Origin of the sequence: Burkholderia sp. NRF60-BP8 (assembly GCF_001522585.2) — a bacterium.
Lineage (GTDB): Bacteria > Pseudomonadota > Gammaproteobacteria > Burkholderiales > Burkholderiaceae > Burkholderia.
In genome coordinates, this window is record NZ_CP013372.1 from 166,728 (window position 1) to 178,919 (window position 12,192).

Consider the following 12,192-nt stretch of genomic DNA (forward strand, 5'->3'; position numbering starts at 1 on the left):
TCAGGGCAACAGCCCGAGCATCGCAGCCTTGGTGGCCGCATGCGTTTTGTTCATCGCGTCGAGCTTCACGACGGCGTTCTGCAGATGGAACTTCACCGTTCGCTCCGCGATCCCGAAGATCATCCCGATTTCGTAGGCCGTCTTGCCGTCGGCCGTCCACGCCAGCACCTCGCGCTCGCGCAGCGTCAGCCCGGTGCCGACCGGCGCGATCGGATCGGCGAGGCGCGGCATCAGGTACGCGTGCGCCGCATGCGAGAGGCTTGCACAGGGTGCGCGCAGCCGCGAGATCTCGTCCGCATCGAGCGGTGTCGTGTCGCGCACGAGCGTCAGCACGCCGAGGTTGCCGGCCCGATCGTAGCCGCCGTGCGACCAGCCGTAACGCATCCCGAAGCACGCCGCGTCGTGCCAGAACGCGGTGTCGCCCGGTTCGTCGAACGCATTCCATACGACCGGCCGCGGCTGGCTCGCGACCCGCTTGATGATCGGATCGATGGCGACGTAGCCGAATTTCACATAACGGTGTTCCCATTCGCGTGGATGATTGCCGACGATCTGTATGTCGGGCCGGGCGAGCGGCAGCGTGCGGCGCAAGCCGTACACGCAATACCGGAATCCGAGCGCGGCCGCGGCGGCTGCAATCGGCGGGAACGCGGCTTCCGCGGTGGGCGCGCGCTGTAGTGCGTCGAAACAGTCGTGCAGTATTGTCAGGTCCATCGGTGATCCTCGTCGGTGTGGGCGGGCCGTGCATTGCGGCCCGCGCGTATCCTGTTCAAAAGGACAGTTTTGAGGCGAAGCCGACGCCGGTTTAATGGCGGCTGTTCGCACGACGGGCCCGCTTGTGCGGGCACCTGTCCCCCGTCGTTTCACGTGTTGCGGTACCCCTCCGGTTTCGTATCAGGACGATCGACCATGACCAGCGTTCAAGACGTGCCTCTCCTCGCGCGCGCCGGCGCGCGCGCGTTCGCCTTCGGCGGGATCCGCGCGATCGAACCGCCCCGCGCGTCGGCCCCCGCCCGCGCGCTTGCTCACGAGTATGCACCGCATGCGCATCAGGCCGGGCAACTATTGTTTACGACGCGCGGCGTATTAGTACTCGACGTCGAAGGCCAGCGCTGGATCACCCCGCCGCTGCGCGCGATCTGGATTCCGGCGCGCACCGTCCATGCGATGCACGTGGCCGACGACGTCCAGTTCTGCTCGCTCTACCTCTGCGACGCGCTCAGCGCGCGGCTGCCGGCCACGCTGTGCGCGATGACCGTATCGCCGCTGCTGCGCGAGCTCGCCACGCGGGTGTCCCATCCGTTCGATTGCAGCATCGAGCACGACCCGCTCGCACGCCTGTTCGCCGACGAGCTGCGCGAACTCGCGCAGACGCCGCTCACGTTACCGCTGCCGCGCGACCGGCGCCTGCTGAAGCTGTGCGAGCGGCTGCAGCGCGAGCCGCACTGCGAATTGCCGCTCGACACGCTCGCACGCGACGCCGCGCTGAGCGCGCGCCATCTGGCGCGCCTGTTTCGCAGCGAGACCGGCATGAGCGTGGCCGCGTGGCGCCAGCAACTGCGGCTGTCGATGTCGCTCGCGCTGCTCGCGAGCGGCATGCCCGTCACGCAGGCCGCGCATCAGGTCGGCTATCGCAGCCCGACCACTTATGCGGCCACCTTCAAGCGTGCGTTCGGCGTCACGCCGAGCCAGTACCTCGCGGCCGCGGAAGCGGCGGCGCGCTGAGCGCCGCCACTGCCCCCGCTGTCGCGCTCAGCGTGCGGTCCAGCGCGGCACCGTTTCGAACGCATGCTCGACCGCATGCACGATCCGGTCGACGTCCTCGCGACCGATCACGAGCGGCGGCGCGATCGCGAGCCGGTTGCCGAGCGAGCGGATCAGCACGCCCGCATCGCGCGCCGCGTCGGCCAGTGCGGCCGTATAGCCGTCCGACGGCTCGATCGATTCGCGTGTCGCCTTGTCCTTCACGAGGTCGATGCCAACCAGCAGCCCCTTGCCGCGCACGTCGCCGACCACCGGATAGCGGTCGACGAGCGGCTGCAGCCGCTCCAGCAGGTACGCGCCTTCGCGCGCCGCGTTGCCTGCGAGGTCCTCGTCGACGATGATCTGCAGGTTCGCGAGCGCGGCCGCGCAGACGATCGGGTGGCCCGAGTAGGTGTAGCCGTGCATCAGCGTGCCGATGCCGCCCGGGTTGGACGCGAACGCGTTCTCGATGCGGCGGTTGACGACGGTCGCGCCAAGCGGCAGATACCCTGAGGACACGCCCTTCGCCAGGCACATGATGTCCGGCGCGACGCCCCAGCCGCGGCTGCCGAACGCGGCGCCGGTCCGGCCGAAGCCCGTCACCACTTCGTCGGCGATCAGCAGCACGCCGTGGCGGTCGCACACCTCGCGCACCAGCGGCCAGTAGTTCGCGGGCGGCACGATGATGCCGCCGGTCGCCTGCACCGGTTCGGCGATGAAGGCGGCCACGGTGTCGGGTCCCTGGAACAGGATCTCGCGCTCGACGAGCGACGCGCACAGGCGGCCGAGTTCTTCTGGATCGTGCGTGAACGGGTTGCGATAGATCCACGGCGTCTCGACGTGGAAGCAGCCGGCGAGCGTCGGCTCGTAGTTGCGCCGGTAGACGGTATTGCCGGTGACGGAGCTGCCGCCGAAGTGCGAGCCGTGATAAGCCTGGCGCAGCGCGATGAACTTGGTGCGCTCGGGCTGCCCGGACACCTTCCAGTACTGCCGCGCGATCATCAGCGCGGCCTCGACGGCGTCCGAGCCGCCGGAGCCGAAGATCACGCGGCTCATGTCTTCGGGCTGCAGCATGCCGATCAGCCGCGCCGACAGCTCTTCCGCGCGCGGATGGCTGAATCCGGCGAACACCGGGTGATATTCGAGTTCGTCGAGCTGCCGGACGATCGCTTCCTTGATTTCCCGCCGGCCGTGGCCGACGTACACGTTGAACAGCGACGCGACCGCGTCGAGATACGGCCGGCCGGTGTCGTCGTACAGATAGCAGCCTTCGCCGCGCGTGATGCGGATCGGTTGGCGCGACGCGGCGAGCGGATGTTGCCGGGGATGCCAGAAGCGCGATTCCGAATAGGACATGACAGGACTCCGTAGTGATCAGGTTGGACGGGGCAACACGGTGACGCAGGTGACGCTCAGCCGGCGAGCGCCGCCGGTTGGAAGTCGAGCCGGCTTTCGAGCGCGCCGAGCGTCGCGAACGGTTCGTCGAGCGCGACACGCATGAAAGTCAGGAACTGACCGACGTGGGCGTTCAGTGCGTCGCGGCTGTAGTACTGCGGGCTCGCGTCGAAGTCGAAGCGCAGCGGCTCGCCGTTGCGTCGGTCGGTCAGGTTCACCATCAGGTCGTCGGTCGTGCCGACGGACAGGTTGTGCGACGTCGTCACGCAGTCGCCGAACCGCAGGTCGTAGTCGAACGCCATGATGTTGATCTCGGGGCCGAACACGCCCTGGCCGTTGTCGAGCGACGTCAGCTCGCGGTGCAGGTCGCCCATCCGGTATCGCTGGTGCTGGCGCAGCGCGATCATTTCGCGGTTCGCCTGGCGGCACAGATCGTCGAGCGTGTGGCCCGGCTCGACGTGCAGGCGCAGCGGCAGCATGTTCGCGCACTGCGCCGGCGTGCGGCGCTCGCGCGCCGACGTGCGCGCCATCGCGGCGACCGACAGCACGATGTCGTGCGCGCCGGTGTTCAGGTACAGGTACGCGGCGGTCAGCGCGGTGATGAGGCGCGGCACCGTCGACGTGAAGAGATTCCTGGCGACCGCCTCGATGCGCGCGCTTTCGGTTGCGGAGGCGACGCGTGTCTCGCGCAGGTCGGGCCCGTCGTCGCGCTCGGGAAAGCGTGCGGGGCCGGCGAGCGTGACCGTGCGCGGCTGGTCCGCGAAGCGCTCGAGCCAGTAGCGGCGATCGTGCGCGAACTGTTCGGACGCGCGGTACGCGTCTTCGTCCAGTTGCAGTTCCGCGAGCGACGCGAAGCGCGCGGGCGGCGCCTTGGCGCCCGATGCGAATGCGTTGTACAGCTCGGCGGCGCGCGTGGCGATCAGGCTGCCCGAATAGCCGTCGACCAGGATGTGCGCGTAGCCGTGATACCAGTAGTAGTGTCCCGGCGCGATGCGGTACAGCGTATGGCGGAAGAACGGCCCGCGCGCCAGCTCGATCGCGCCCGTGCAGTGCGCGCGCATGCCGGCGAGCGCGATGGCGTGTGCGTCTTTCGTGCCGGCGAGGTCGACGTGTTCGAGCGTCCAGTGGTCGGCGAGCGCGGCGTCGAGCACACGCACGGGCGTGTCGCCATCCAGCACGATGCGCGTCGTGTGCAGCGTCTGCGCCTCGCGAATCACCTGCCGCAGCGCGCGTTCGAATGCGCCGGTGTCGAGTGCGCCGCGAATTTCGAAATACTCGGCCGCGTAGATGTGCGTCGACGGGACGGGATACGCGAGCGCGGCCTCCCAGAAATCCCGCTGCGGCGCGGACAGCGGCAATTGAAGCGTCGAATCGGTCACGTCGTTTCTCCTGGAAAGCTTATTCCGGTGGATGAATTAAATGCGCATTTGTTTAATAAAAAATACATATTCGCATCGTGCATTTCATTTTTGATGAATCGCAATTCTTATCCTAGACAGCCCGATTTGCGGCTGTCAATTCCGTGCGGTTCTGTTTGTAATTCTTCAAAGCCTTGCTGGTAAAGGCTTTTGTGGATGGGTGGGTGGTCTGGTCCGGAAAGAATATGAGAATGTCCGTTTTCAATAGGCGGCAAATTATCAGCTTATTTAGCATCGACGCCTGAAATTGCTGCGCAAGCCGAAAACGGCATGCAGGCAATTCGCCGGAAACGGTTTCCGGCGCCGGAAGCCGGCGCGGTGGGCTGGCGCGAGCGGACATTACTAGGAGAGTCCCGTGAATCAACTGGAAGGGCTGGAGCGAAAAATCGGCGAGCAGCACGAGCGGCTCGCGCATCATCCGGTGTTCGGATCGATCCGTACCATCGACGAGCTGCGCGTGTTCATGGAATGGCACGTGTTTGCCGTGTGGGACTTCATGTCGCTCGTGAAGCGGCTGCAGCAGGATCTGACGACCGTCGCGGTGCCGTGGGTCGCGCCGCGCAACGCGAATGCGTCGCGCCTGATCAACGAGATCGTGCTCGGCGAGGAATCGGACGAAACGCCGAACGGCCACATGAGCCACTACGACCTGTACCTGCACGCGATGCGCGATGTCGGCGCGTCGACGTCACGCATCGAGGAAATGGTGTCGCTGGTGCGCTCGGGCTTCTCGGTGTCGGCCGCGCTGAAGGCCGTCGATGCGCCGGAGCCGGTGATCCGCTTCGTCGAGGCGACGATGGCCGCGTGCACGTCGGGCGCGACGCACCAGGTGCTCGGCAACTTCTTCTACGGCCGCGAGAACGTGATTCCCGACATGTTCCGCACGCTGCTCGACGAATGGAAGATCGAGCGCTCGTCGATTCCGCTGCTCGTGTATTACCTCGACCGCCATATCGAAGTGGATTCGGGCGAGCATGGGCCGGCGGCGCGCGCGATGATCCGCGAAGCGGCGGACGGCGACGCGGCGAAGCTCGAGGAAGCGCTGCAGGCCGGGCTCGACGCGATCGACGAGCGGATGCGTCTGTGGGACGGGCTGCTCGCGCATCTCGGCCACACCCGCAACGTGGTGCCGGCATGAACGCGCGCGGGCTCTCCGAGCGCATCGTCGATTTCGCGGCACTCGACTGGGAGCACCCGGCGGCGTTCGACGACGGCATCGACCAGGTCGTGCTCGTCGATACGCTGGACGAGCACGCGAAGCGCGGCATCCGGACCCGGATCGTGCGGTTCGATCCCGGCGCGGGCACGCGCGTGCCGTTCCTGCACGACTACCACGAGGAAGTGCACCTGATCGACGGCGACCAGAGCCTGGTCGACGTCGTGACGCGCGAGTCTCGCGCGACGTATCGGGAAGGCAGCTACTTCGTGCGTCCGGCCGGCACGCCGCATGGCCCGTTTCGCAGCGACGCGGGCTGCCTGCTGCTCGAAATCCATTACTACGGTTCCCCGGAGGACACGCGATGACGACCGCCGTCACATACGTGAGCCACGTCGATCGCTGGGAGGCGCGCGCGACCGTGCGATCGCGCCCGCGGCGGATCGTCGAGGACGACGAACTGCGCTATTACCCGCTCGAACGCCAGCCGCTGTGCGCGCATCCGGTGATCGTCGACGCGGGCGACGCGGTGCGCGACTTCGTCCTGCTGCAGAGCTTCTACAAGTACATTCAGGACGTGATCATCTTCGAGACGGAGATCGTCAACGCCACCGCGTTGCGAATCGCGCGCGGCCGGTTCGCGCACCCGTTTCCGTTCGCGTGCCGGCAGGATGCGATGACCGTCGTGATCGACGAGGACTACCACGCGTACGTCGCGATGGACTATCTGCGGCAGGTCGAGGAGGCCACCGGCATCGCGCCGCTGCCGCCGAACAGCGAGATCGAGCTGTCGCGCGCGATTCCGCGCGCGGTCGAGCGGGTCGGCGCGCAGTATCGCGACGGCATGGAGCTGCTGTGCGTCGCGATCTCGGAGAACACGGTCACGGCGGAAGTCGCGGCGTTCTCGCGCGACGCGACGCTGAAGCGCTCGGTGAAGGGCGTGATGGCCGATCACCTCGCGGACGAAGGCCGTCACTCGGCGTTCTGGATCAATCTCGTGAAGCTGTACTGGTCTGAGATCGACGAACTCGCGCGGCTCGCGCTCGGCGAAGGGCTGCCGTGCTTCCTGCGCGAATACCTGAGCGCCGACCTGCAACTGCAGTTCGATCGCCGCCTGATCGATGCGCTCGATCTGCCGGCCGCCGAGCGTGCACGGATCGCGGACGACATGGTCGGCGCGTATCCGATCACGAGCCAGCATCCGATGATCGTCAACATCCGGCAGTTCTTCCGGATGAGCGGCCTGCTCGATCACGCGCCGACCCGCGCGGCCTTGTCCGACTACCTGTGAGTCACGTCGATGAAAGCGATCATCATTGCGATCGGCGGCCAGACCCGTCTCGCTGCACGGCTGGCGGCTGAACTCGAGGCGACCGGCCATACCGTCTGCATCGCCGACGGACGCGACGGCCCGCTACGCGACGCGGCCGACGCGCTGCTGTTGCCGGCGCCGGCACCCGACACGTTGCGCAACGCGGCCGAGTGGTCGATCGTCTGCGGCGCGCCGGACCCGGCCGTACACTGCGCGCACGCTCGGCCGCTACGGTGCGAGATCGTCGCCGATGCCTTTCCGCCGCGCGAGGCACGCGTCGCGTGGCTCACGGACGCGGCGCCGGGCGACACGCGCGAGCTGGCCCACGCGACGCTCGCGTTCGGCGTGGCGCTCAACGGTGCCGATCTCGCGGACGAGATCGCCGCGTGCGCGGTCGATCTGATGCACGAAGTCGCGAGCGGGATCGCCCGCGAGCTGAGCGATCCGAACGACGCGCCGCGCGCGACACCGCCCGGGCCGGCCAACGTCGTGCTCGATCTCGAACGGCTGGCCGGCTGGCACGCGTCGAACGATACGATGGCCGAATGGCCGTGCGAACCGTCGCTGCCCGAACTCGTATCGCGTGCGGCGGCCGGTGCGCCGGATGCCTGCGCGCTCGTCGCGGCCGACGGCCAACTGACCTATCGCGAGCTGGTCACGCGCGCCCGCCAGGTTGCCGCGCGCATCGCCGCGCGGCCGGCCGCGCCGCGTGTGGTCGCGGTGCGACTCGACAAGGGCGTCGCGCTGTACCCGGCGATCGTCGGCGTGCTGGGCGCCGGCGCGACCTGCGTGCCGCTCGATCCCGCGTTTCCACCCGAGCGGGCCCGCACGATCCTGCGTGAATCGGGGGCGCAGGCGCTCGTCGTCGGCGGGGCGGTCGAGCCGGCGCTGCTCGACGGATTCGACCTCGACGTGATCGACTGCGGCGCGCACGCGGAAGCGGACGCGCACGCCTCGCCCGATGCGCTGGCCGGCCAGTGGCCGCTCGAACGGGATGCGGACCGCGATGCGCGCTGCGCGGTCGCGATCTACACGTCGGGGTCGACCGGCGTGCCGAAAGGCGTGATGCTGTCGCACCGGAACATCGTGCAGTTCTGCCACTGGTATCGCGCGCACGTGTCGCTCGATGCGTCGTCGCGCGTGCTGCAGTTCTCGACGGTGGCGTTCGATGCGTCGCTGCTCGACATGTTCCCGACCTGGCTCGCCGGCGCGACGCTGGTCGCGCCGAGCGAAGCGCAGCGCCGCGAACTCGACGCGCTCGCGACGCTCGTCGCCGACGCGCGCATCACGCACGCGTTCCTGCCGCCCGCGCTGCTCGCGGCGCTGCCGGATTGCGACTGGCCCGCGCTCGCGCACCTCGTCACGGGCGGCGACGTGTGCGACCCCGACACGATCGCGCGCTGGAGCGCGAACCGGCGGCTGCACAACATCTACGGGCCGACCGAATGCACGGTGCTCGCGACGACGGGCGAACTGCGCGCCGGCGACAGCAACCGGCGCATCGGCCGGCCGATCGCGAACGCGCGCTGCCACGTGCTCGCGGCCGACGGCCGTCCGGTGCTCACCGGCGAGGAAGGCGAGCTGTGCATCGCCGGCGCGGGCGTCGGGCTCGGCTATCTCGGCCGGCCCGACCTGAGCGCCGAGCGTTTCGTCGCCGATCCGTACGATGCGCCCGGCGCGACGATGTACCGGACCGGCGACATCGCCAGCTGGGAGCCGGACGGCACGCTGCGCTACGTGGGCCGCCGCGACGCGCAACTGAAGATTCGCGGTTTTCGCGTCGAGCCGGGCGAGATCGAGACGGCCGCGCTGGCGGCGGGGCTGTACCGCCAGTGCGCGGTGGTGCCCGACGAGCGCAAGCGCATCCGCCTGTTCGCCGCGAAGCCGGTCGACGCGGCGGCGACGCCCGATGCGCTGCGCGCCGTGCTGGCCGCCACGCTGCCCGACTACATGGTGCCGTACGACATCACGACGCTCGACGTGCTGCCCGCGACGCCGAACGGCAAGATCGATCGCGCCGCGCTCGCGCGCCTGCCGGTGTCGCGTGCGGGGAGCGACACGCGCGATGCACCGCGTGGCGCGCTGGAGCTTCGTCTCGCCGCGATGTGGGCGACGCTGCTCGAACTCGCGCCGGACGAGATCGGCCGCGATGCGTCGTTCTTCGAACTGGGCGGCCATTCGCTGCTGGTGTCGCGGCTGATGCTTGCGGTGAAGCGCGAGTTGGGCGGCAACGCGGCGCTCGCGCGTTTCATGGAGCGGCCGACGATCGCCGCGCTCGCGGCGCTGCTAACCGACGAGTCGGGCGAGCGCGGTGCGAACGTGCCGGCGCGCGTGCACGACGATCGCCGCCTGCCCGACGACGTGCGACTGCCGGCCGACCAGCCGGCGGGCGACGGCCCCGGCGCGGTGTTGTTGACCGGTGCGAACGGCTTCCTGGGCAGCTTCATCCTCAGCGAACTGATCAGTCATACGAATCAGATCGTCTACTGCGTCGTGCGCGGCGACGACGACGCGAGCGCGCGCAGGCGGCTCGACGAAGCGGCGTTCGTCAACGGGCTCGGCCATCTGTGCGGGCATCCGCGCGTGCGCGTGCTGCGCGGCGATCTCGGCGCGCCGCGTCTCGGCTTGTCGGACGCGGTGTGGCAGACGCTCGCGGCCGAGGTCGGCGCGATTCATCATAACGGCGCACACGTGAACCACGTGTACGACTACCCGTACCTGCACGCGGAGAACGTCGGCTCGACGCTCGAGCTGCTCCGCCTGTGCTGCAGCGGTCGCCGCAAGGCGCTGCATTTCGTATCGACGCTATCCGCGGCGAGCGCGACGGGCCCGACGGGCCGCCTGATCGAGGCGGCCCCGTCGGAGGCCGGCCCTGCCTTCGTCAACAACGGCTACAACCTGACGAAGTGGGTGTCCGAGCATCTCGTTGCCGAAGCGGCTGCGCGCGGGATCGACACGACGATCCTGCGGCCCGGCAACATCACGGGCCATTCGCGCACGGGGCTGTGCCAGCCGGGACGCAACCGGATCCTGCTGCTGCTCAAGGGCGCGGTGCAGCTCGGCTGCGCGCCGCTCGCGACCGAGGGCGGGTTGTTCGACCTGAGTCCGGTCGACTACCTGGCGCGGGCGATCGTCGCGTGCACGCTCGACGGTGCGCGCACCGAGCGCGTGTTCCATCTGCACAACCCGCGCCCGCTCGACTGGGCCGGCTACCTGCGCGCACTCGCGCGGCGCGGCTATCCGCTGCGTTTCGAGGCGCCCGAGGTCTGGCGCGAACGGCTATTGTCGATCGACGAATCGAATGCGCTGTTCGACGTCGTCGCGTTCTATCTCGACGACCGGCAGGACGACATCGGCGACATGGCCGTCATCGACCACGCGCGCACCGAGGCGACGCTGCGCCGGCTCGGCGTCACGTATCCGGACAAGGACGACGCGCTGCTCGATGCGCATTTCGGCTATCTCGCCGAATGCGGCTTCATGCCGCCGCCGCCCGAGCCGACGCCGCGCGCGAACGACGCCCGCCGCGACGCCGAGCCCGAACCCGCGTGGTGAAGACGTACCCCATTTGATCAATCGCTGTCATCGCATCATTCATCAAGGAGGCATCATGCTGCAACGTACTGCAACGCAACCCCGTCCGTCCACGCTCGTCTACGCGCCGCAAACGCCGATCCTGTCCGGCTCGGCCGATCTCGACGTGCCGGCGCGTGACGCGTGGCGCGTGGTCGGCGATTTCGCCGGCTTCTCGCGCTTCATCACGGGGCTCGACCATACCGACATGATCGGCGAAGGCGTGCGCTCGCTGCGCATCAAGCATTTCGCGGACGGCAACGTCGTCGTCGAACAGCTCAACAGCCACGACGACGAAGCGATGGTGATGACGTGGAGCCTGATCCATACGTCGTTCGACATCGGCAATCTGTGGGCGCTGATGCGCGTCGAGCCGCGCGGCGACCAGGCCTGCACGGTGACGTGGGACATCGCCGGCGAACCGTCGCACGGCGGCGCCGCGCGCCAGCCGGAATTCGACGCGTTCGTCACCGGCTTCCTCGACATGGCGATGACGAACCTGCGTGCGCTGTTCAAGCCGCAGTAACCGTGCATTGCCCGCCGGTGCCGTGCCGCTACGCGGCGGCGCCGGCCCACGCGCCGGCCTTGCCCGGCGCGTGGTTTTTTTTCCTGGCCGGTGGTGCGCACGCGTCGTCGTGCATCTGTGCGAACGCATCGCGTAGCGCGGCCTTCATGAAGTCGACCCACGCGCGCGTTTTCGCATCGAGATGCTGACGTGACGCGTACACCAGGAACACGCCGATTTCCTCCGCCTGGTAGTCGGGCAGTACACGCACCAGCGCGCCCGAGCGCAAGTCTGCCGCGGCGACGAAGTCCGGCAGCAAGCCGATCCCCGCGCCTTCGCGCACCGCGATCGCGAGCGACGCGGCGACGTCGGCCGTCATCGACGGATCGACGTCCACCGTCTGTGCTTCCGCGCCGTTCCACAGCGTCCAGATGCGCTCGTGATACGCGGGCGCAACCAGCTGTACGCAGCGATGGTGAACCAGCGCGCCGGGCGAATCGGGCGTGCCGTGCGCATCGAGATACGCGGGCGATGCGCACAGCACGCTGCGGATGCGGCCGACGTCGATTGCGACCTGTTCGGAACTCGGCAGGCTCGGCATTGCGATCACCGCGACGTCGTAGCTGTCGCGCACCAGTTTCGGCAAGTGCGGCGCGAGCGTCAGGTCGACGCTGACGTCCGGGTAGCGCGCCTGGAATTGCCCGATCAGCGGAATCACGAAATGGTTCGCGATGCTGGCGCTGCAATGCGCGCGCAGCCGGCCGTGCGGATGCACGCGCGCGTCGCGCGCCTCCCGCTCGCTCGCATCGACGGCCAGCGTGATGTCGCGGGCGCGCGCCAGATAGCGCTCGCCCGCTTCGGTCAGGCACATCGAACGCGTCGTGCGGTTCAGCAACCGGATGCCGAGACGATGCTCGAGCGACGCGACGAGCCGGCTGACGTGTGCGGTCGTGATGCCGAGCCGTTTGCCGGTCTCGGTGAAGGTGCCCGCGTCCGCGAGCGTGACGAACGCCTGCATGCTTTGAATCAGATCCATCGGGATGACGAAACCTCTGGCTGGCCAGGTGGCAATGCCGCTACTGTAGCGACG

Annotated in this window: 10 protein-coding genes; 6 read left to right on the forward strand and 4 right to left on the reverse strand. The window is 68.6% G+C overall.

The window, feature by feature from the left end:
- A complete protein-coding gene (locus WS54_RS00785; protein ID WP_059786508.1) occupies positions 1-714 on the reverse strand; it encodes an autoinducer binding domain-containing protein in 714 nt (237 codons plus the stop codon).
- A gap of 195 nt (positions 715-909) precedes the next feature.
- Between WS54_RS00785 and WS54_RS00790 the strand changes: the two genes are divergently transcribed.
- Positions 910-1,725, forward strand: coding sequence for an AraC family transcriptional regulator (locus tag WS54_RS00790; RefSeq protein WP_059786511.1), 816 nt, complete (start codon positions 910-912; stop codon positions 1,723-1,725).
- 27 nt (positions 1,726-1,752) lie between these two features.
- Here the strand turns inward: WS54_RS00790 and WS54_RS00795 are convergent, their stop codons facing one another.
- Positions 1,753-3,099: an aspartate aminotransferase family protein gene (locus WS54_RS00795; protein ID WP_059786513.1), complete on the reverse strand. Its 1,347-nt coding sequence runs from the start codon at positions 3,097-3,099 to the stop codon at positions 1,753-1,755.
- Positions 3,100-3,155: 56 nt separating this feature from the next.
- Positions 3,156-4,517 carry a condensation domain-containing protein gene (locus WS54_RS00800; RefSeq protein ID WP_059786516.1) on the reverse strand — a complete coding sequence of 454 codons (1,362 nt, stop codon included), beginning with the start codon at positions 4,515-4,517 and terminating at the stop codon, positions 3,156-3,158.
- A 394-nt stretch (positions 4,518-4,911) separates the two neighbouring features.
- Here WS54_RS00800 and WS54_RS00810 point away from each other — a divergent pair, with 394 nt between their 5' ends.
- From WS54_RS00810 to WS54_RS00830, 5 genes are read left to right on the forward strand one after another with little or no spacing between them, the layout of a single operon-like run.
- Positions 4,912-5,694, forward strand: coding sequence for a DUF3050 domain-containing protein (locus tag WS54_RS00810; protein WP_059786519.1), 783 nt, complete (start codon positions 4,912-4,914; stop codon positions 5,692-5,694).
- On the forward strand, positions 5,691-6,080 hold the full coding sequence (locus WS54_RS00815; RefSeq protein WP_059503763.1) for a cupin: 390 nt from the start codon (positions 5,691-5,693) through the stop codon (positions 6,078-6,080). Before WS54_RS00810 ends, WS54_RS00815 begins: the two co-directional genes overlap by 4 nt.
- The gene (locus tag WS54_RS00820) at positions 6,077-7,003 is read left to right on the forward strand and encodes a diiron oxygenase (RefSeq protein WP_059786520.1); all 927 of its coding nucleotides are present in this window, start codon (positions 6,077-6,079) and stop codon (positions 7,001-7,003) included. The genes WS54_RS00815 and WS54_RS00820 overlap by 4 nt, the downstream gene beginning before the upstream one ends.
- Before the next feature lie 9 nt (positions 7,004-7,012).
- Positions 7,013-10,579, forward strand: a complete 3,567-nt coding sequence (locus tag WS54_RS00825; RefSeq protein WP_059786523.1) for an amino acid adenylation domain-containing protein — start codon at positions 7,013-7,015, stop codon at positions 10,577-10,579.
- Between the two features lie 55 nt (positions 10,580-10,634).
- Positions 10,635-11,123 (forward strand): SRPBCC family protein, encoded by a 489-nt coding sequence (locus tag WS54_RS00830; RefSeq protein ID WP_006479988.1) that lies wholly within the window; start codon positions 10,635-10,637, stop codon positions 11,121-11,123.
- Between the two features lie 28 nt (positions 11,124-11,151).
- On the opposite strand, the gene WS54_RS00835 is transcribed toward WS54_RS00830, so the two are convergent.
- Positions 11,152-12,138, reverse strand: a complete 987-nt coding sequence (locus WS54_RS00835) for a LysR family transcriptional regulator (protein ID WP_059786527.1) — start codon at positions 12,136-12,138, stop codon at positions 11,152-11,154.
- Positions 12,139-12,192 lie beyond the last annotated feature (54 nt).

Excerpts from the sequence above, each read along its gene's own strand:
- WS54_RS00785 (WP_059786508.1), bottom strand. The coding sequence starts at position 714 with ATGGACCTGACAATACTGCACGACTGTTTCGACGCACTACAGCGCGCG.
- WS54_RS00790 (WP_059786511.1), top strand. The coding sequence starts at position 910 with ATGACCAGCGTTCAAGACGTGCCTCTCCTCGCGCGCGCCGGCGCGCGC.
- WS54_RS00795 (WP_059786513.1), bottom strand. The coding sequence starts at position 3,099 with ATGTCCTATTCGGAATCGCGCTTCTGGCATCCCCGGCAACATCCGCTC.
- WS54_RS00815 (WP_059503763.1), top strand. The coding sequence starts at position 5,691 with ATGAACGCGCGCGGGCTCTCCGAGCGCATCGTCGATTTCGCGGCACTC.
- WS54_RS00820 (WP_059786520.1), top strand. The coding sequence starts at position 6,077 with ATGACGACCGCCGTCACATACGTGAGCCACGTCGATCGCTGGGAGGCG.
- WS54_RS00825 (WP_059786523.1), top strand. The coding sequence starts at position 7,013 with ATGAAAGCGATCATCATTGCGATCGGCGGCCAGACCCGTCTCGCTGCA.
- WS54_RS00830 (WP_006479988.1), top strand. The coding sequence starts at position 10,635 with ATGCTGCAACGTACTGCAACGCAACCCCGTCCGTCCACGCTCGTCTAC.
- WS54_RS00835 (WP_059786527.1), bottom strand. The coding sequence starts at position 12,138 with ATGGATCTGATTCAAAGCATGCAGGCGTTCGTCACGCTCGCGGACGCG.